At 46.6% G+C, this 21,032-nt stretch carries 19 protein-coding genes; all 19 read left to right on the forward strand.

The features are described from left to right. Nucleotides 1-1,364, forward strand: a 1,364-nt coding sequence (locus tag ACWB0I_RS13385) for an AMP-dependent synthetase/ligase (RefSeq protein WP_479388576.1), incomplete at its 5' end; no start/stop codon positions are given. A 186-nt stretch (nucleotides 1,365-1,550) separates the two neighbouring features. Further along, nucleotides 1,551-3,566 (forward strand): sialate O-acetylesterase, encoded by a 2,016-nt coding sequence (locus tag ACWB0I_RS13390; protein WP_479388577.1) that lies wholly within the window; start codon nucleotides 1,551-1,553, stop codon nucleotides 3,564-3,566. Nucleotides 3,567-3,688: 122 nt separating this feature from the next. Next, nucleotides 3,689-5,092, forward strand: coding sequence for an MFS transporter (locus ACWB0I_RS13395; RefSeq protein WP_479388578.1), 1,404 nt, complete (start codon nucleotides 3,689-3,691; stop codon nucleotides 5,090-5,092). A 258-nt stretch (nucleotides 5,093-5,350) separates the two neighbouring features. Next, nucleotides 5,351-6,214 carry a heme o synthase gene (locus ACWB0I_RS13400; RefSeq protein ID WP_479388579.1) on the forward strand — a complete coding sequence of 288 codons (864 nt, stop codon included), beginning with the start codon at nucleotides 5,351-5,353 and terminating at the stop codon, nucleotides 6,212-6,214. Between the two features lie 123 nt (nucleotides 6,215-6,337). Further along, a complete protein-coding gene (locus tag ACWB0I_RS13405; RefSeq protein WP_479388580.1) occupies nucleotides 6,338-6,985 on the forward strand; it encodes a cytochrome c3 family protein in 648 nt (215 codons plus the stop codon). An 11-nt stretch (nucleotides 6,986-6,996) separates the two neighbouring features. Continuing rightward, complete coding sequence (locus tag ACWB0I_RS13410; protein WP_479388581.1) at nucleotides 6,997-9,969, forward strand: TAT-variant-translocated molybdopterin oxidoreductase; 2,973 nt, start codon at nucleotides 6,997-6,999, stop codon at nucleotides 9,967-9,969. Beyond that, complete coding sequence (nrfD, locus tag ACWB0I_RS13415; RefSeq protein ID WP_479388582.1) at nucleotides 9,966-11,363, forward strand: NrfD/PsrC family molybdoenzyme membrane anchor subunit; 1,398 nt, start codon at nucleotides 9,966-9,968, stop codon at nucleotides 11,361-11,363. Before ACWB0I_RS13410 ends, nrfD begins: the two co-directional genes overlap by 4 nt. Then, nucleotides 11,360-11,917, forward strand: a complete 558-nt coding sequence (locus ACWB0I_RS13420) for a DUF3341 domain-containing protein (RefSeq protein WP_479388583.1) — start codon at nucleotides 11,360-11,362, stop codon at nucleotides 11,915-11,917. The genes nrfD and ACWB0I_RS13420 overlap by 4 nt, the downstream gene beginning before the upstream one ends. After that, a complete protein-coding gene (locus ACWB0I_RS13425) occupies nucleotides 11,904-12,506 on the forward strand; it encodes a c-type cytochrome (protein WP_479388584.1) in 603 nt (200 codons plus the stop codon). Before ACWB0I_RS13420 ends, ACWB0I_RS13425 begins: the two co-directional genes overlap by 14 nt. An 18-nt stretch (nucleotides 12,507-12,524) precedes the next feature. Next, entirely contained in the window at nucleotides 12,525-13,703 is a 1,179-nt protein-coding gene (locus ACWB0I_RS13430) for a hypothetical protein (protein ID WP_479388585.1), read from the forward strand. A gap of 96 nt (nucleotides 13,704-13,799) precedes the next feature. After that, complete coding sequence (locus tag ACWB0I_RS13435) at nucleotides 13,800-14,150, forward strand: hypothetical protein (protein WP_479388586.1); 351 nt, start codon at nucleotides 13,800-13,802, stop codon at nucleotides 14,148-14,150. Next, complete coding sequence (locus tag ACWB0I_RS13440; protein ID WP_479388587.1) at nucleotides 14,140-14,955, forward strand: SCO family protein; 816 nt, start codon at nucleotides 14,140-14,142, stop codon at nucleotides 14,953-14,955. The genes ACWB0I_RS13435 and ACWB0I_RS13440 overlap by 11 nt, the downstream gene beginning before the upstream one ends. Next, a complete protein-coding gene (gene coxB / locus ACWB0I_RS13445; protein WP_479388588.1) occupies nucleotides 14,952-15,902 on the forward strand; it encodes a cytochrome c oxidase subunit II in 951 nt (316 codons plus the stop codon). The genes ACWB0I_RS13440 and coxB overlap by 4 nt, the downstream gene beginning before the upstream one ends. 4 nt (nucleotides 15,903-15,906) lie before the next feature. Then, nucleotides 15,907-17,553, forward strand: a complete 1,647-nt coding sequence (ctaD, locus tag ACWB0I_RS13450; protein ID WP_479388589.1) for a cytochrome c oxidase subunit I — start codon at nucleotides 15,907-15,909, stop codon at nucleotides 17,551-17,553. Nucleotides 17,554-17,582: 29 nt separating this feature from the next. Further along, nucleotides 17,583-18,230 (forward strand): cytochrome c oxidase subunit 3 family protein, encoded by a 648-nt coding sequence (locus ACWB0I_RS13455; RefSeq protein WP_479388590.1) that lies wholly within the window; start codon nucleotides 17,583-17,585, stop codon nucleotides 18,228-18,230. Between the two features lie 6 nt (nucleotides 18,231-18,236). Then, the gene (locus tag ACWB0I_RS13460) at nucleotides 18,237-18,647 is read left to right on the forward strand and encodes a cytochrome C oxidase subunit IV family protein (RefSeq protein ID WP_479388591.1); all 411 of its coding nucleotides are present in this window, start codon (nucleotides 18,237-18,239) and stop codon (nucleotides 18,645-18,647) included. Between the two features lie 220 nt (nucleotides 18,648-18,867). Beyond that, entirely contained in the window at nucleotides 18,868-19,794 is a 927-nt protein-coding gene (locus tag ACWB0I_RS13465; RefSeq protein ID WP_479388592.1) for a COX15/CtaA family protein, read from the forward strand. Further along, a complete protein-coding gene (locus tag ACWB0I_RS13470; protein WP_479388593.1) occupies nucleotides 19,791-20,381 on the forward strand; it encodes an SCO family protein in 591 nt (196 codons plus the stop codon). The genes ACWB0I_RS13465 and ACWB0I_RS13470 overlap by 4 nt, the downstream gene beginning before the upstream one ends. Further along, nucleotides 20,378-20,791 carry a DUF420 domain-containing protein gene (locus tag ACWB0I_RS13475; protein ID WP_479388594.1) on the forward strand — a complete coding sequence of 138 codons (414 nt, stop codon included), beginning with the start codon at nucleotides 20,378-20,380 and terminating at the stop codon, nucleotides 20,789-20,791. Before ACWB0I_RS13470 ends, ACWB0I_RS13475 begins: the two co-directional genes overlap by 4 nt. The last annotated feature ends 241 nt before the right edge of the window (nucleotides 20,792-21,032 follow it).

Consider the following 21,032-nt stretch of genomic DNA (forward strand, 5'->3'; position numbering starts at 1 on the left):
TGAGCGGCGTTGTCAGTTTTGAAAAATTATTGCAAGAAGGAGCCGCCCATCGTGAGGCTTTTCCTGAAGCCTTTGAAAAATCCATGGAGGCCATTGATCCTGAAGCGTTGTGCAGTCTGGTTTACACTTCCGGCACAACCGGCGAACCAAAAGGCGTGATGTTGTGCCATCGCGGCTTTGTATTTGATATTGTGAATTCGGAAGCCCGTCTGGGGCTGGGTGCCGATGATGTGTTTCTCTCCTTTTTGCCTCTCAGCCATTTGTACGAACGCCTGGCCGGGCACTGGTGCCCCATCTACAAAGGCGCAACCATCCATTACGCGCGGGGCATTGACACCGTTGTAGAGGACATTGCCGTAGCCCGTCCGACCATCATGGTCAGCGTCCCGCGTCTGTACGAAAAAATTGCCAATGCCATGCAGGAAAAGGCCGAACAGGGTTCTGCGCTGGCCCGCAATATTTTTTACTGGTCCATCGGCACAGGGCTGGAATACCATGAAAAACGACGCAAGGGAAAGATGAGTAAATGGCTGGAGCGTCGTTACAAACTGGCCGAAAAACTGGTGTTCAATAAAATCAAGGCCAAACTGGGCGGCAGATTTCGCCACCCGATTGCCGGCGGCGCCCCGTTATCTGTTGAAACATTAAAGATTTTTGAGGCCATCGGGCTGCCGATTATTGAAGGCTACGGCATGACAGAAACGCACCTGATCATCACGCTTACGCCTCCTGGCGAAGTCCGTTACGGTTCCTGTGGTAAACCGATTGAGGGCATTAAAGTCAAAATTGCTGAGGATGGCGAGGTGCTGGTTAGCGGCCCCATCCTGATGTTGGGCTATTACAATAAGCCGGATGAGACCAGGGAAGTCATTGATGAACAGGGCTGGCTGCACACCGGCGATATTGGGCATCTTGACGAAGAAAATTATTTGTTTTTAACCGATCGTAAAAAGAATATTATCGTGACTTCCGGTGGCAAAAACGTGGCGCCGGCGCCGATTGAGCACAAATTAAAGACCAGCAGATACATTGAGGAAGTGTGCCTGGTAGGAAATAAACGCAAATTCGTATCCGCTCTGATAATCCCTGCCTACGAAATTTTGAAGGAATGGGCCAAAGAGCAGAAGATCCAATACAACACTCTAAAAGACCTGTTGCAAAACGAAAAAGTGCAGGTCCTGTTCCAGTCAGAAATCGAGCGCCTGCAGGAAGGATTTGCCCGCTTTGAAAAAGTGAAAAAATTTGCCCTGCTGGCTGAACCTTTTTCTCAAGAAAAAAATGAATTAACCCCCAGCCTCAAAATTAAACGTAATGTGGTTGAACAAAATTATCAGGCGCTCATCGATTCATTTTATGAAAAATGAAACGAACCAGCCTTTCATTGAACTTCCATAATCGATCTGAGGTGGCCTAAAGAATTTCCGGGAAAAACCTATCTTGAACAGCTTAACACAGAACAGCAGCGGTTCTAAGATAGAAAAAGTTAGTGAGGGCATGAAATGAAAATAAATTGTCCGATGTAAATTTAATTTACAAAATTGAGGTAAAAGATGAAAAGCGGCGCATTATTAATTATCGGTTTTATGTTATTGTTTAAGGCCAGTGAGCAGAACAGATCTATTTTACAACTGGCAGATATTTTTACTGACAACATGGTGCTGCAGCAAAAGAAGCCCATTCCCATCTGGGGCACAGGACCCGCGGGGCAGTTTATTGAAGTGCAATTGGCTGACCAGAAGGTGAAAGTAAAAGCCAACCAGAAGGGCAGATGGCGCGTTAGATTGCTGGCCATGCCGGCGGGCGGCCCTTTTGAGTTGCGAGTCAAAACTGAAAAGGGAAAGGCCATTACGCTGCGCAATATCCTGATTGGGGAAGTCTGGTTGTGTTCCGGCCAGTCCAACATGGAAATGCCCCTTAAAGGCTGGCTGCCGGAGGCTCCTGTAGAAAACAGCGAACAGGAGATAGCCAGCGCTCATCTGCCTCAAATCCGTTTTTTTACCGTGCCGCGCCACATGGCTTTGCAAAAGGAAACGGAAATTAAAAGTCAGTGGCAGGTTTGTTCGCCACAAACAGCCGCCGATTTCAGCGCCACGGCTTTTTTCTTTGGTAAAAAACTGTATCAGGAATTAGGCGTGCCTATTGGTTTGATTCACAGTAGTTGGGGCGGCACACCGGCCGAGGCCTGGACAGCGGTCGATTGTTTGCAAAAAATGGATGATTTTAAGGATGTAGCTCAAAAATTACAAAAGCTGCAACCAGCATTGAAACGATTAAAAGCCTGGCGCCAGGGCCTGCAAAAAATCGAAGTGCCAGACATTAATGACAGCAGCTTCTGGGCCGGGCTGGATGTGCAAGATGCGCTTTACACCGATGCCAACCTGCAGGACTGGTACGAGGCCCAGCTCCCTGGCCGCTGGGAAGAGAGCGCTTTGGGCGAATTTGATGGCATTGTCTGGTACAAAAAAATCGTAAAAGTTCCGCAGAAGTGGATTGGTCAGGATTTAATACTCAATCTGTGCCCCATTGACGACATGGATCGAACCTATTTTAACGGGCAGAAGGTGGGCGGCAAAGAACAGATGGGCTTCTGGCAAACGCCCAGAAAATATGTGGTGCCTGGACAACTGGTTAACAAGACCAATGTCATTGCCATACGCGTGATTGACACCCAGGGCGCCGGTGGGCTTTGGGGGAAATACGAAAAATTTGATCTGCAGCTGAAAAGCGATCCCGCGCAGCGGATTGAACTGGCCGGCCAATGGCATTATTTGCCCGTGGCAGAATATGACAATAATCTGTTTTACGTTTACGGCCCAAAACAGAAAGATTTTGAGCGGCGACCCGTATTACCCCTGAAACTTTCGCCGCACACGCCCGGCGTGCTGTTCAACGGCATGATTCATCCCTTAATCCCTTTCAGCTTTAAAGGCGTAATCTGGTACCAGGGAGAGGCCAATGTGTCAAGGCCATTGCAATACAGAGAACTATTTCCTCTGATGATCAACTGCTGGCGTGAAAAATGGCAGCAGGGCGATTTCCCGTTTTATTACGTGCAAATTGCGCCTTACGATTACGGGGCGCATTCCCACTCTGAATTGTTGCGCGAGGCCCAATGGATGGCCATGAAGCTCAAAAACACGGGCATGGTGGTAACAACGGACATCGGCGACGATCACAATATTCATCCGGCTAAAAAACGGGAGGTCGGGGAGCGTTTGGCCCTCTGGGCTCTGGCCCACGATTACGGACGGGAAGACCTGGTGTTTTCCGGACCTATCTTTTCCAGAGCAGAAAGCACAGGCCACAGGATGCGCATCTATTTTCAATATGCGGATGGAGGACTAATCCTGAAAAGAGCTGTAGCTGAAAATCCATTTCAGATCTCCGGAGCAAATCGCAAATTTCTTCCGGCCAGGATAAAGGTGGAACAAAACACCTTAATCGTCTGGCATCCACAAATTGCCCGTCCACGCGCGGTACGCTATGGTTGGAGTAATACGCCCCATGCCGTGCTTTTTAATCAGGCAGGATTACCGGCGGCTCCGTTCAGAACCGATGACTGGTAAGAGATGCTCAGTCCAATTTTAATTTTTGTGAGGTGGAGAGGCTGAAAAAAATTTGAAAGTAATGCGTTTTTTGCACAGATTCTTTTTCTTTTGAACAAACTAACTTGATGAGAGGAAAAGGCATGGCTGCACAGCATAACTCCGGAAGACTCTCCTTCTGGGAAAAGGCGGGATATGGCTTTGGCGATTTGGCTTCTGTTCTTTACTGGCAAACCATTTCTGCTTATTTGCTCTATTTTTACACGGATGTCTTTGGTATTTCTGCGGCGGCGGCCGGCACCATGATTCTGGTCACCCGTTTGTGGGATGGGATTAACGACCCCTTGATGGGGGTGATTGCCGACCGCACGCAAACACGCTGGGGAAAATTCAGGCCCTATCTCTTGTGGATGTCTATCCCTCTGGCGATCATGGGCGTTCTTACCTTTTCTGTACCGGATTTGGGCCCTAACGGCAAACTGATTTATGCCTATGTCACGTTCACCTTACTAATGATGCTTTACACAGCCATCAATATTCCTTACTCTTCATTGTTAGGGGTTATCACGCCGGATTCTGTGGAACGTACCAGCGTGGCATCGTTTAAGTACACGTTTGCCTTTGCCAGCGGCATGTTTGTTTCTGCCGTGGCCTTGCCGTTAGCCACGCATCTGGATAAAAGCTATCCAGGTAAGGGCTGGAGTATTACCATGGCTATTTTTGGCGCGATGGCCACTGCGTTCTTTTTGATTACTTTTCTTTCCACCAAAGAGCGCGTCCAGCCGCCCCCCAGGCAAAAAACTTCCATCAAACAGGATTTACTCGATCTGGCCCGTAACCGGCCCTGGCTCATTTTACTGCTGGCCACCATGTTGATTATTTTGTTTGTGGCCACGCGCATGAGTGTGACCACCCATTATTTTAAATACTACATTGGCAGCCAGACGTTTTCTTTTTTGGGCAAGACCTACACTTTTGAGTTTGATGTGTTGACCTCGGCCTTTATCACCGCCGGCCAGGCTTTTGCTTTGCTGGGGGTGATCGCCACTGCCCCAATGGCCCGGCTTTTTGGTAAAAAGCGAGCTTTCATTTTGTTGTTCGTTGTAGCGGCTTTGACCACAGCGGTTTTCTACTTCCTGAAACCGCAACACCTGCTACTCATTTTTTTGTTTCAGATTTTGAACACCTTTTCCAGCGGACCTTTAACACCGCTATTATGGGCCATGTATGCCGATACGGCGGATTATTCAGAATGGAAAAACGGTCGGCGGGCTACGGGGCTGGTTTTCTCGGCTTCGACCATGTCGCAGAAATTTGGCTGGGCCATTGGAACGGCTTTCGCCGGCTGGTTAATGGCTCTGTTTGGTTTTAAAGCCAATATCGTGCAATCCGAACAGGTGCAGAACGGCATTGTGATGTTGATGAGTGTCATTCCAGCAGCTTTAGGCGCCCTTTCCATTCTGGTAATGTATTTTTACAAACTGGATGACCGCACCATGGAAAAAATTCAGGCCGAATTGGAAGCGAGGCGCGGGTTCCAGAAATAGGTAGGGGCGACGCACGCGTCGCCCCTACCATGGCCCACGATATTTAATTGTTTTCAAAAAAACATCGTTCGTTTATTTTAATAAATTGCCGGATGCGGTTTAATGCGTTTTTGTCACTGAAGATGTGTTCGCCAAAATTGCGTCGCCCCCACCATTTTTCAAAAATGTGAATTTTTTGTGATTTTTTTGCGATCTCTGGGAATAAAGAATTTTTCTTTCTTGTTAATCATATCTGTATTTAAGAGGTGAAAGGATTTCATGTTCCAGAAAGCGAAACAATATTTAACACTTTCCAAACCGGAGATCATGTTACTGGTGGTGATTACCGGGGCCACATCCCTCATTTTAGAGGGCAGTCTGTTGCACGATCCTCTGCGCTTTTTTCTGGCCATTCTGGCTCTTTATCTCACCGGCGGTTCGGCCAATGCGCTCAATCAATACCTTGAGAGGGATCGCGATGCTTTAATGAAACGTACGGCCCGGCGCCGTCCTCTGCCTCAAAAAAAGATAAGTGATCGGGGAGCGCTCCTATTTTCTGTTACCATAGGAAGTCTGGGCGTTGCGCTTTTTGCCTATTTTTTTAACTGGTACAGCGCAATCCTGTCATTGCTTACCATTCTTTTTTACAGTTTATTTTACACATTGTATTTAAAACCAAACACGCCGCAAAATATTGTCATTGGCGGCGCTGCCGGTGCCATGGCGCCGGTCGGTGTTTGGGTGGCTGCCACGGGCTCCATGTCCTGGGAACCCTGGCTGTTATTTTTGATTATTTTTCTCTGGACCCCACCCCATTTTTGGTCATTAGCCTTATTTTACACGGACGATTATCGGGCAAGCAAATTGCCCATGATGCCCGTGATACATGGTGAACGTACCACCCTTAACCAGATCGTCTTTTACAGTTTGATTCTTGTGGCTGCCAGTTTGTTGCTGGTCTTTTCACAAAAGGTTGGCTGGCTTTACGCCGTTGCGGCTTTTGTTTTGGGGTTCCGGTTTATTCGGCAATCCTTTAAAGCACGCAAGAGCAGAGAGGAAGCGGACTATCGGCGGTTGTTCTTTATGTCCATTCAATACCTGTTTATTCTGTTTCTGGTTATTGTTGTGGAGAGTTTTATTTAACCTGACTAAATGTAATATCATGAAATAATGATAAAACGGTTGCCTGCTCCAGGGTAGCAAGAGAAAGCCTGAAGCGAAGAGGCGATCGTAGGTGATCATGTGCTAAAATGAAGGGAGTTTAGCTTGGCGCAGATTTTTCCCAAATGGACAAATCGTTTACCATTGATTTTTGTGGTTGTTGTACTTGGCGCTTTGCTAAGTGTCGTGTTCTTTTTCTGGTATTTTGGCTCACCCAAATATATTGATGTGGGTTATCAGCCGGAACAGCCGGTTCCATACAGTCACAAATTGCATGTAGGTGAACTGGGCCTGGATTGTCGCTATTGCCATGTAAATGTTGAGCGGGCGGCCATGGCCACCATCCCCCCCACTCAAACCTGCATGAATTGTCATTCCAAAGTGGCGACCAATAGTCGTAAATTACAACCTATTCGCACCAGCTGGGCAGAGAAAAAACCCATGCAATGGGTGCGCGTTCACGATTTACCGGATTATGTCTATTTTAATCATTCGGCCCATATTCAGGCCGGGGTTGGATGCGAATCGTGCCATGGTAATGTGGCCGCCATGGAAAAGGTCTATCAGGCTAAACCGTTGAGTATGGGCTGGTGTCTGGATTGCCACCGGAACCCGGCTCCCAACCTTCGTCCAGCCAGCGAAATTACGGCCATGAATTACCAGCCGCCTGAAAATCAGCTCGCTTTAGCTCTGCAAATGATTCAACAGAAAAATATTAAACCGCCAATTGATTGTTCAGGGTGTCACAGATGAAAAGGGAGAACATGAACAACGGAAAACAATACTGGAGAAGTTTAGAACAATTAGCCGAAACTCCGGAATTCAAAAAATTTGTGGAAGCGGAATTTCCGGAAAGCGTCAACGAAATAGCGGACGGAGTGTCGCGTCGTAAATTTTTGGGTCTGATGGGCGCTTCGGTGGCTTTTGCCGGTCTGGTCAGTTGCCGTAAACCGGTTGAGAAGATCATTCCCTATGTGGCTGCGCCGGAAAACATTGTGCCCGGGGTGCCTAAATACTACGCTACCATCATGCCTTTTGGTCTGAGCAACTACGGTTTACTGGTTGAAAACCACGAAGGCAGGCCCACTAAAATTGAAGGCAATCCCGACCATCCGTCGAGCCTGGGGGCCACTAATGCCTGGTTGCAGGCTTCCGTGCTGGGCCTTTACGATCCCGATCGTTCTAAACAGGTTCGTTTGAAAGGAAAGATTAAAACCTGGCAAGATTTTGTCAGTTTTTGGCGCCAGGAAAAAGAGCGATTGGGCCAGGGAGCGGGACTGGTGGTTGTGAGTCGTTCTTTTGCCAGTCCTTCGCTGTTCGCAGCCCGCGAAAACTTCCTGCAGCAATATCCGGGGGCGCAATGGCTGGCTTACGAATCGGTCAGCGATGAAAACATTTTTAAAGGATTGAAGCTGGCCAGCGGACAGGATTTGCGTCCCCTGTACCATTTTGATAAAGCTGGGGTCGTTCTTTCGCTGGAAAGCGACTTTTTATTAACCGAAAGCGAAAATGTCTCGGCACACAAGGGGTTTTCCAGAGGACGACGCGTTTTGAAGGCTGGCCAGCCGATGAATCGCCTTTACGTGGTTGAGAACCATTTTTCTCTGACCGGCGGCATGGCCGATCACCGTCTGCGTTTGCAATCGCAACAAATCGGGTCCTTTGCCGTTGCTCTGGCGCGCGCCTTGCAGGCAAAAGGCTTACCTTTAAAACTGTCTTTACCTCAAACACAATTGAAAGTCGATGCCGTTTGGCTTGAGGCCCTGGTCGATGATTTGTTGAAAAACAGAGGTAAAAGTTTGATTGTGGCCGGCCGTAACCAGGCTCCGGAAGTACACGCCCTGGTTTTTGCACTGAACCATGCTCTGGGCAATGTGGGCCGCAGTCTGGAATTGTTGCCCTTAGAGGATGCTTTGTTGCCTCAGAAAGAGAGCCTTTCGCAGGTGATGCAAATGCTCAATAACAGGCAGGTGCAAACACTGATTCTGATGGATGTGAATCCGGTTTACGAAGCGCCGCAAAATGAAGAGTGGGCTCAGGCCCTTAAAAAGGCCAGACAGGTCATTCACACCGGCCTTTACTTTGATGAAACGGCGCAACAGGCCGATTGGCATTTACCCCTTTCACACTACCTGGAGGCCTGGGGCGATGGACGCAATGCCGATGGTAGCCTGAGCGTGGCTCAACCCATGATTGCTCCCCTGTACGATTCAAAAAGTCTTCTGGAATTTACGCATCTGCTGAGCTCGGGATTGCTGGCTTCTGGCTATGAACAGGTGCGCGCCACATGGAAAAAAATCTTACCGCTAAGCCGGTTCGAATCTACCTGGAAGAAGACTTTAAACGATGGCGTTTACGCAGAAAACAGGCCGGCAGCGCTTCAGGCAACGGTGCAGATCAAATCGCTTCCGGAAAAAGCCTTTCGGATAGCGGAAACTTCTCAGGAAAATCTGGAAGTGGTCTTCCGGCCTTCGCCTACGCTTTTTGACGGCCGTTTTGCCAATAATGGCTGGTTGCAGGAATTGCCCGATCCGGTCACCAAACTGACCTGGGGCAACGGACTGCTTTTGAGTCCCCTGACGGCCAGGAAACAGGGCCTGTCCAATGGCGATGTGGTTGAGCTGACGGTGGGTAAAAACACCATCCGCATTCCGGTGTGGATTCAACCCGGACATGCGGATCAGTCGGTTACCTTACTTGTGGGTTATGGACGCAGAGCAGCCGGGAAGGTAGCCAATGGCGTTGGCGTCAATGTCAATGCCTTGCGTACTGTGCAGGCTTTTACACATGGTGTGGGCGCCCGCCTCAAAAAAACCGGCCTTAAAGAAGAGATGGCTACCACTCAGGATCATGGTTCCATGGAAGGCCGGCCGTTGGTGCGCGAAGCCACCCTGCAGGAGTATGAACATGAACCGTACTTTGCCGAAGAGATGGAAGAACATCCGCCGCTTAAATCGCTCTGGGAAGAACGAAAATACGACCAGGGTTACCAGTGGGGCATGACCATTGATCTGAACGCCTGCTCGGGCTGTAATGCCTGCGTGGTGGCCTGCCAAAGCGAAAACAACATTCCCATTGTGGGCAAGGAGCAGGTGTTAAAAGGTCGTGAAATGCACTGGATTCGCCTGGACCGCTATTACGCGGGCGATCTGTCGGATCCGGAAATGGTAACTCAGCCCATGGCCTGCGCCCAGTGTGAAAACGCGCCCTGTGAACAGGTGTGCCCGGTGCAGGCTACCTCGCATGATGCTGAAGGCCTGAATGTAATGACTTACAACCGCTGCATCGGTACGCGTTACTGTTCCAATAACTGTCCCTTTAAAGTGCGACGATTTAACTTTTTTAATTACACCGGCGGCCTGGCCGACACGCTGAAGATGGCCATGAATCCCGATGTTACGGTTCGTTCGCGGGGCGTTATGGAAAAATGTACCTATTGTGTACAGCGAATCAACCAGGCTAAGATTACGGCCAAAAATGAAGAGCGGCAGGTAAAAGATGGCGAAATCAAGACGGCCTGCCAGCAAGCCTGTCCGGCTGAAGCCATTGTCTTTGGCAATATTAATGATCCGAACAGCGAAGTGAGCAAGATGAAACAGGTTGATCGCGACTACAATCTGCTTTCGGGATTGAATTTAAAAACCAGAACCAGCTATCTGGCCCGTTTACGCAATCCCAATCCTGTAATTGAAAAATATCTGGAAAAGAAAGAGATGGAAGGGAGTCTGGTCTCGTGAGTGTATTAGAAAAGCGCGCGGTACTGCAGGAACCGCCATTAATCGAAGGGAACCCTACCTTTCACTCCATTACCGAAGATGTGTGTGCCATTGCCGAAAAGCCAAAACCACCAAAATTGTGGTACGTGTTGCTGGGTATCAGTTCTTTCTTGACCCTCATCCTTCTGGTTTTGATCGGCTATCTGGTGGGCACGGGTATTGGCGTGTGGGGCAACAACATTCCGGTTGGCTGGGGTTTCCCCATTGTCAATTTTGTGTTCTGGGTTGGTATTGGTCATGCCGGAACATTGATTTCTGCAATTCTCTTTTTACTGAGGCAAAAGTGGCGCACTTCCATTAACCGCTTTGCCGAAGCCATGACCCTGTTTGCCATTACCTGCGCTCTGATTTTTCCTGGCATTCATGTGGGACGCATTTGGGCTATTTACTACATGTTTCCCGTACCCAATCAGATGAGCATGTGGCCCAATTTTCGCAGTCCGTTACTCTGGGACTTTTTTGCAGTGGGCACCTATTTTACCGTTTCTCTGATTTTCTGGTACACCGGATTGGTGCCCGATCTGGCCACCATGCGGGACCGCGCTAAGTCGCGTTTGCGCAAGATTGTGCTGGGCATTTTTTCCTTAGGCTGGCGTGGGAGCAACAAGCACTGGAAACATTACGAAATGGCTTACCTTATTTTAGCTGGATTGTCCACTCCGCTGGTGCTTTCGGTGCACAGTATTGTGAGTACTGACTTTGCCACCAGTGTATTGCCCGGCTGGCATTCCACCATCTTTCCCCCTTATTTTGTGGCTGGAGCTATTTTCTCCGGCTTTGGCATGGTGCTGACCATGGCTATCATTGCCCGCAAGGCTTTCAATCTACAACACATTATTACCTTAAAACATCTGGAAAAGATGAACAAAGTTATTTTGCTTACTGGCATGATGGTAGGCTATTCGTACGCCATGGAGTTTTTCATTGCCTGGTACGGCGGCAATCAGTACGAACAGTTTACCTTCATCAACCGCGCTTTTGGGCCTTATTGGTGGGCTTATTGGATTATGGTTACCAGTAACGTGTTCATTCCTCAGCTCTTCTGGTTCAAAAAGATCCGGACCAGCATCCCGGCCATGTTTGTCATCTCCATTTTTGTCAATATTGGCATGTGGTTTGAGCGTTTTGTGATTGTGATTACTTCGCTGCATCGCGACTTTTTACCTTCCAGCTGGGATATGTTTAAACCCACCTGGGTCGATTTCGGGATGCTTATCGGGTCTTTTGGATTGTTTTTTACTCTGTTCTTGATTTTTGTACGTTGGTTGCCCATGGTGGCCATGTCGGAGGTAAAAGGCGTTTTGCCTCAGGCCGATCCGCATCACTACACCGCGCATGGAAAGGAGGCCAAATGAGTGACAAAAGAATTGTAATGGCGCTGGCCGAATTTGAAAATCCAGCGCAACTGTTGCAAGCGGCTCAAAAGTTACGGAATTCTGAATTTGAACATTTTGATTGTTACTCGCCGTTTCCCATTCATGGATTGGATAAAGCCATGGGCGAAAAAAGATCTATGTTAGGTTGGGCAGCTGGAATTATTGGAGCCATGGGATTGACAGCTGGAGTCTTATTGCAGTGGTGGACCGGTTCCATCGCTTACCCCATTGTCGTCTCTGGAAAACCGTTGTTCAGCTACCAGGCCTACAGTCCGGTGTCCTTTGCTTTTATGGTTATTTCCGGAGCGGCTACGGCATTTATTGGCATGTTGCTGTTTAATAAATTGCCGCGCTTCAACCATCCCGTTTTTGAATCCGAGCGCTTTAAAAAGGTGACGGATGATGGCTTTTTTGTCTCTGTTGAGAGTTCCGATCCGGATTTCGACTGGGACAAAGTCCGGGCGTTTTTAGAATCGATTGGTGGTAAAAATGTTGAACTAATCACGGAAGAGGCAGAAGATGAAAAGGCTTAGTTGGTTCATTGCAGTTTCGAGCATGTTTTTACTGTTTGCCTGCCGCGGCCAGATTTCTAAAAATCCGCCCATTCATTTAAATCCTGATATGGATGATCAACCCAAATTTGAGGCTCAGGAAGAGAATAAATTTTTTAAGGATCATTCGGCCATGCGTGTGCCGGTTCCCGGTACCGTGGCCCGCGGCGACTACCATGAAAATGAAGCGTATTTCAGCGGCAAAGACGAAAACGGTAAGCCAATCGATTACATTCCCGAAGAGATTACCCTGGCATTGCTTAAACGGGGACAGCAGCGGTTTAATATCTATTGCGCGCCCTGCCACAGCCGTGTGGGAGATGGTCAGGGCATGGTGGTTAAAAAGGGTTTTCCACCTCCGCCGTCCTTTCATCAGGACAATGTGCGGGCCTATGCCGATGGGCATATTTTTGATGTCATCACCAATGGCATTCGCAATATGCCTTCTTACAAGCATCAAATCCCGGTAAAAGATCGATGGGCGATTGTGGCCTATGTTAGAGCGTTGCAGCGTTCACAACACGCAACAATTGAAGACGTCCCTGAGGAATTGAGAGACAAAGTAAGGTAGAACATGGAAAAAATGGACATGGATAATTTAACTTTTTTACTGAAAGACAAATTTAGTTTTGTCAGACAAATGCTGATTTTAAGTGTGGTCGCTTTTGGCCTGAGTGCAATCGGTCTTTTTATGGATTCACGGCAATTTTTCTTTTCCTATCTGGTGGGCTGGGTTTTCTGGGTTTCGGTCGCTCTGGGCGCCATGTTTTTTGTCATGCTCAGCCACTTAACCGGAACGGTCTGGGGCATTGTACTGCGTCGTTTAAATGAAGCCGTGATGATGACCATCCCATTTCTGGCCATTGGAGCCATTCCGCTATTTTTGGGGATGCATCACCTTTACGAATGGACTCATCCCGAGGTTGTAGCGGCCCATCATGCTTTACAGGCTAAGACGGCTTACCTGAATATTCCCTTTTTTGCCATCCGAACGCTCCTTTACTTTTTGATCTGGTTTTTGATTGCCCGCGCCCTGTTTAAGACCTCTCTGGTGCAGGATCGGATGCGTAGCATTGAACAGACCATCAAAATGCGTAAAATTTCCGGATTGGGCATGGTGCTTTATGCCCTGACTATTACCTTTGCCGCTTTTGACTGGTTAATGTCTCTGCAGCCAGAATGGTACTCCACCATCTACGGTGTTTACATCTTTTCCGGAGGCTTTGTAGCCGCACTGGCCTTTATGATTTTAGCCTTTAGCATTCTGCGTCAAAAACAGATTTTGCATCAGCAGGTGACTATTGAGCATTATCACGACCTTGCGAAACTGTTGCTCTCCTTTACGATTTTCTGGGGCTATATGGCTTTTTCGCAATATTTTCTGATCTGGTACGCAAATATCCCCGAAGAAACGGTATTTTACCTGAATCGCTGGGTAGGGAGCTGGAAAATTTTCGGTCTGTTCCTGGTGTTTGGAAACTTTCTGGTCCCCTTTCTGGGACTGATCAGTCGGGCAGCCAAGCGCAACGTGCGTTTTTTACAGTTTATTTCTGTCTGGACCTTGATTGCCCACTGGGTTGACCTTTACTGGAATGCAGTTCCGATTTTACATCCCCAGGGCATCCAACTTTCCTGGATGGATTTTACTTTGTGGGTTGGCTTTGGCGCTTTCTTTTTAATGGTTTTCTGGAAGTATTACAGCAACCATCCGGCGTTGCCGCTTGGGGATCCTCAATTACTGAAATCGATTCAATTTGTAAATCAATAATGTTAGAAAGCCAGGAGTAAGCAAAACAACTACCAGAGAAACAGAAAGAAATTTTTAGGGAAGAGCTACCTTTGAAAACAAACAGGAGCAATTACCATGCAGCAGAATCAGATTAGTAATGCTGGTTATGAAAAAAAAGACGTTAATGTCAATAAAATTATCGCTTACACTTTGATTATTATGACGCTTTTAGCCGGAATTATTGTGGGCGTGTACGAGTATTTTAACTATTACACCCGGCAGTTGGAGTACGAGGTTGTTTTAAACAAACCATCGGCCGAACTAAAAGAATTACGGGCCAGAGAAGAGAAAATTTTAAACAGCTATGAAGTGCTGGATTACACCAAAGGCATTTACCGGATCCCTATTGAGCGGGCCATGCACTTAATAGCGGATGAAGCATATGAAAAACAACAGCTACAAAAGGGGAAAAAGAATGTCAGGTAAAGGTTTGTTAATATGGCTGATTTTGATTTCCAGCCTTTCCGCTCAGGTGGTGCGAACAAGTGATCCGGAGCTGAACAAAATCGATGTGGTGGAGCATTTAGGCGCACAATTACCTCTTGACGTACAACTGACTGATGCACAGGGCCAGGTTCACCAGTTAAAGGACTATTACGACGGACATCGGCCGGTTCTGTTGGTGTTGGCCTATTACCATTGCCCGATGTTGTGTAATCTGGTATTAGATGGTGTGACCAGGGCGTTGTACAATGTCAACTTAAATTTTGGCAGGGATTATCGCGTGTTGACCGTTAGCATTGATCCGCGAGACACCCCGCAGGATGCTTTGCAAAAAAAGCAGAGCATGTTAAAACGTTTAAAACAACCGCCAGACAGCCCTGGCTGGGAGTTTTTTGTAGGCCAGGAGCAGCAGGTAAAACGCCTGGCAGATGCCGTAGGATTTGAATATTTTTTCGTGGAGGATAAAAACCAATACGCCCATCCGGCGGTGATCATGTTAACCGATGGCACAGGAAAACTGACACGATATCTCTACGGCATCGAATACAAACCCAATGATGTTAAATTGGGGCTTTTAGAAGCGGCTCAGGGCAAAATTGGCAGCACCACGGATAAGATTTTACTTTTTTGCTTCCATTATGACCCGGATGCTAAAGGATACGTATTGTTTGCCAGCAACTTGATGAAAATAGGCGGCATTGTTACGCTCGTCTTTTTGGGGTTATTCATTACCTATTTTAGATCTAAAGGACGTAAACAGCAAATTATTAAGGGAAATATTTCATGAATTGGTTAACGCAATGGATTTTGCCCAAGGCGACTTCCACGGTGGCGCCGGAAGTAGATGCGCTGTTTAAATTCATTATTTTTGTTTCCATCATTCTGTTTATTATTGTGGTTGGCGGTACGGCCTTATTTGTCTTGCGCTATCGTCAAAAAAAGAGAGAACCGGCAGAATTTACAAAAGACCTTTCGCACAATACCAAACTGGAAGTCATCTGGACCCTTATTCCTTTTGTGTTGGTTTTGATTGTTTTTTTCTGGGGATTTAAATCGTACCTGAAAATACGCCTGGCGCCGGGCGATGCACTCGAAATTAAGGTGACAGCTCAAAAATGGTTCTGGCAATTTGAATACCCAGATGGCGTAAGTAGTACCAATGAACTGGTTGTTCCGGTGGGCGTGCCTGTAAAACTTGTGATGTCTTCGCAGGATGTCATTCATAGTTTTTTTGTGCCCAATTTTCGCGTTAAGATGGACGTTCTGCCCAATCGTTATACGATCACCTGGTTCGAAGCTACAGAGCCAGGTACCAATAATTTATTTTGCGCCGAGTATTGCGGAACAGGCCATTCTAAAATGATTGGCAAAGTACGTGCCGTTAGTGAGCCGGCCTACGCCGCCTGGATCGAAGAAAATAGTAGCTTTGGCGAAGGCGTAAGTCTAAAAGAATTGGGAGCTAAGCTCTATCGGAGTAAAGCCTGTGTAACCTGCCACAGCATCGATGGTTCCCCGCTGGTGGGACCAAGCTTTAAAGGCGTCTTCGGCCATTCCGTAAAATTGAGCGATGGTACTTCTTTGCGTGCGGACGAGAACTATCTGCGCGAATCCATTCTAAAACCCCAGGCTAAGGTGGTACAAGGGTTTCAACCGGTGATGCCCACTTATCAGAGTATTTTAAAACCACGTGAAGTGGATGCATTGATTGAATACATAAAAAGTTTGGGAGAATAAAAAAATGAGTGCAGGAGCAAATTATTTAACAGCTGAGAAGGGCTGGAAGTCCTGGCTCTTTACGTTTGATCATAAAAGGATCGCCATTTTGTACATGGTATCGATCGCCTTCTTCTTTCTGATTGGGGGATTGATGGCGCTGCTAATCCGATTGGAATTGTTAAGCCCTGATAAGGTGATCGTAACAGCCGAAACGTACAATAAGTTGTTTACGCTGCATGGCGGTATTATGATCTTCCTCTTTATCGTACCAGGAATTCCGGCTATTCTAGGGAATTTTGTTTTACCGTTGCACATTGGAGCACGTGATGTCGCATTTCCGAGATTAAATTTAGCCAGCTGGTATTTTTACATGGTTGGTGCCTTTATTATGGTTTATTCCATTGTTAAAGGCGGCGTTGACACGGGTTGGACATTTTACACACCATACAGTACAACAGTCAATGGGCCGGTTATTTCCATGGTGTTTGGCGCCTTCATTGTTGGATTTTCATCGATTTTTACAGGAATCAATTTCATTGCCACCATCCATAAGTTGCGTGCGCCGGGCATGACCTGGTTTAAAATGCCCCTCTTTGTCTGGGGCCTGTACGCCACTTCCATCATTCAAGTGGTGGCCACGCCGGTGCTGGGCATTACGTTACTGTTACTCATCATGGAACGGTTATTGGGCATTGGCATTTTTGACCCAGCCATGGGGGGCGATCCGGTCCTGTTCCAGAACTTTTTCTGGTTCTATTCGCATCCAGCTGTATACATTATGATCTTGCCGGGCATGGGCATCATTAGCGAACTGGTGACTACGTTTTCTAAAAAGAAAATTTTTGGTTACAAGGCCATTGCTTTTTCCAGTTTGGGTATTGCTCTGGTTAGTTTTCTGGTATGGGGCCACCATATGTACGTGAGCGGACAATCGGAATTTGCCGCTGCCATCTTTTCCTTTTTAACCTTTTTGGTGGGCATCCCATCGGGTATTAAGATGTTCAATTGGCTGGCTACGATGTACCGCGGAAGGATTACACTGGAAACGCCCATGCTTTACGCTTTGTCTTTCATGTTCCTTTTTGCTATTGGCGGTTTTACGGGCATCATGTTGGGCGCTCTTTCTGTTGATGTGCATTTACATGACACCTACTTTGTGGTGGCCCATTTCCATTATGTGATGATGGGCGGTACCGTTATGGCTTTCATCGGTGGTTTGCACTACTGGTGGCCAAAAATCTTTGGCCGAAAATACAGCGAGTTCTGGGGTAAAATCAGCGCCGGTTTGCTGTTTGTGGGCTTTAATGTAACGTTCATGAGTCAGTTTATCATGGGCATGCTGGGAATGCCCCGACGCTATTACACCTATGTTGAGCAATATCGTCCATACCACGTGTTCTCTTCTTACGGGGCTTTTGTCATCGGTCTGGCCTTTTTCATCATGGCCTTCTATTTAATTTACAGCCTGGTTAAAGGGGAAAAGGTTAAAGAAAAGAATCCCTGGGGATCGTTAACCCTGGAGTGGATGACCGAAACCCCGCCATCGCCTCACAATTTCGAACGCATTCCTCTGGTGGTCGATGGCCCGTACGATTTTGATCGGATTAAAATCGTGGAAGACCAGCGTGTTTACAAAGAGGCTTTACAAAAAACAGTAGAGATTGATTGAGTAATTCATTAAAAATGGAAAACAGGATTATGGAAAAGACATTAGAACATCCGGCATATTTACAACACCATTTTGCTGATCTGGAACAACAGCGGGAATCGGCCAAGTTGGGGATGTGGATTTTTTTGGTAACTGAGATTTTACTCTTTAGCGGTTTGTTCGTCTTTTATGCCGTCTATCGTGCTCTGCATCCAGATATGTTTTACAATGCGCACAAGTATTTAAATGTTTTTCTGGGTACAGTAAACACAGTGGTATTGATCAGCAGTTCTGTGACGGTGGCCCTGGCCATTCGAAGTTTACAACTGAACAAAAGTAAGGCGGCAGCCCGCTATTTGATGGTAACCCTGTTTTTTGCTGCTATTTTTCTGGTCATTAAATTTTTTGAATACCATCATAAATTTGAACTGGGACAATTGCCCGGCAAATACTACACCTTTCAGGGCATCCAGGGTACTAATCCCCATGTGTTTTTTAGCGTTTACTTTATGATGACCGGGCTACACGGGTTACACGTTCTTGGCGGTATGATTGCCATATTCATTATGCTCATTCGAACTCTGAAGGGGCATTTTAATAGTGAATATTACACCCCTGTGGAAAATGCCGGCCTGTACTGGCATTTGGTTGATTTATTCTGGATTTACATCTTTCCTTTGTTGTACTTAATAGGGTAATGAGTCATGAATAATAATCATTCAAAGCACGTTCATTCTTTAAAGGTTTACCTGGGAGCTGGGGCCGCTTTACTTTGTTTAACAGCCATTACTGTGGCTGTCTCTTTCGTTCATTTAGGGCCTTTCAATTTAGTGGTGGCCATGCTTATTGCTTCCATCAAGGCTTCGATTGTGGCTCTGATTTTTATGCATCTGGCTTACGATAATAAGCTCTTCTTGAGTATCTTTCTGATCTCCATTGCCTTTGTAACCGTTTTTATTGTGCTGACCATGTTCGACACTCTGGGGCGCGGCGACCTTTACCAGGAATCAGCCAGGCCCTTCAAAGAACAGGCTATTATCTATGAGAAAAGCAACCCGCAAGCTCAGCCTGCTACGAGAACAGAATCAGGTAAGAAGAAAAAGATTAAAGAATAAAGGAAAACCGGGTGTAAACGATGTTGGAATTTTCTTTCTATGGCCAAACAAGGCAAAAGAAAAGGCAAAGGTCCGGAGTGCACATTAGATTGGAATGGATGAGGAATCGGCCTGTAAATTACAACAGCGTGTTGTACAAAAATTTGACTTTTTCTTGTTTTTTTCAAAGGTTTAAAAGACGATAAAAAATTGAAGAAAAAGTCAAATTAAGGGCTGACAGATGAAAGCGTTTAAAAATTTTGCATGGTTAACGACCGTCATGACCTACCTGCTGATCTTTATTGGTGGTCTGGTGCGTGTTTCCGGGGCGGGCCTGGGCTGTCCGGACTGGCCAAAATGTTTTGGTCGTTGGATTCCTCCTACAAATATCAGTCAACTGCCGCCGGATATTGATCCCAGCATGTTTAATTTTACCCTGGCCTGGATCGAATATATTAATCGCCTCTTTGGCATGACGGTGGGATTGTTAATTGCGGCTCTGGCCATCTGGGCCATTTTTAAGTTCCGCAACAACCGAAAGATTTTAATACCTTCAATCCTCAGCGCTCTGTTGGTGGCCTTCCAGGGCTGGCAGGGCAGTCAGGTGGTAAGTTCCGGATTGAAGCCATTTATTATTACCATTCATATGTCGCTTGCTTTTATTATTGTTTCGCTGGTACTCTATGTTTTTTTACAGAGTTATCTTGAACTAAAGCCATCACTGCGCATCCCTGTTTCGTCCAGAATAAAATATGGTCTTTTTTCCCTGTATTTACTTTCGATTTTTCAAATTGCGATCGGCACGCAAATTCGTTCACAGATCGAGCTTATTCAAAAAAATACCCCCTTGATGCCAACAAGTGATGTTTTGAGTCTGGTGGGGTTTGTGACTCCTTTGCACATCGTGATTGGCTTTGTATTGCTGATTGTGGCCATCTATCTTCAAACCCATTTCAGGATGCAGATCAATTTCATTCCTCCGGTGATAAATGAACTTACGATAGCCATTATTGGCTCATTTGTGTTGCAGGTGGTTGTGGGATTGGGGGTAATCTGGTTTGATTTGCCGGCCCTGGGGCGTGTGTTCCACCTCTGGATTTCCAGCATCCTCATCGGCCTTTTGTTGTCCATTTTTGTATTTGTAGAAAGGAAAGAAAAAAAGTCATGAAAAAGTTACGCCTTCTGGTAATCATCGCCGCTGCCCTTCTCATCATTTTAATCATCGCCTTAAATGTGATTCAAAAAGCCCAACAAAGTAGGGCTGAATTACCCGAACTTTATCCTGTACCGGACTTCGGTTTTACTGAACGCAGTGGGCAACCATTTGGTCTGGAGCAGATGAAAGGCAAGATTAATGTGGTTGATTTTATTTTTACGCGCTGCGGCGGGCCCTGTCCTATGATGGCAAAAAGCATGGGAGAGCTCTACTCAGCGTTTGCCGGTAGCGACAAAGTGCAACTGGTCTCTATTACCTGTGATCCGGATTACGATTCCCTAAAAGTTTTGCAAGAATATGCCAATGAACTGGGCGTTCATGATCAACGCTGGGTTTTTGTCCGTGGACCTAAATCTGAACTGATCCAGCTGTACGAGCAAGGTTTTAAATTAGCCGGCGAGCTGCCCTATGATCACAGCACCAAACTGATCCTGGTAGATTCTAAAGGAGTGATTCGCGGCTATTACGATTTTGACGATCCGATTGCCATGGATCTGTTGAAACAACACATCGCCATTCTGGTTAAGGCCCTTGAATGAGTGTAAACGATTTACCTACAGTTAATGCCTTTTTTAATCTGCTAAGTTTTGCCCTGTTGCTCAAAGGCTTTGCGGAAATTAAGAAAGGGCGCCGTCAGAAACATAAACAGTGGATGCTCGGCGCGCTTAGCAGCTCCCTTTTGTTTTTAATTTTTTATTCAATCTACCATGCGCAGGTAGGTTCTGTGCCGTATCCTTATTATGACTGGACCAGACCCGTCTATTTTACGCTTTTGATTCCCCACATCATTCTGGCCGCTCTGATGGTGCCATTTATTCTGTATATGGTGTTTCGGGCTTTACAGGGCCGGTTTGATTTACACAAACGCGTGGCTAAAGTGGTGCTGCCTGTGTGGTTGTTCGTTTCGATAAGTGGCGTGGCCGTTTATGTAATGCTTTACTTGCGGTAGCATAAATAGAAAATTACACAACGTAACTCGAACTTTAGTTCGAGAATGCTCAAGCTAAAGCTTGAGTTACGGGCTCAGGGCAAAATGGAGTTAGATTTAACCCGGCTTAAAGTCCTAAGGCAGCATAGCCGCAACCAAAAGTGATAGAAACTGTTTTAATCACAATTATATTTCGCGCAGATTTAGCAGATATTCGCAGAAATAATTTAAACCAATTCTTCAACACGTCCTCCCTAAAACA

It is taken from the genome of Caldithrix sp. (assembly GCF_056497305.1).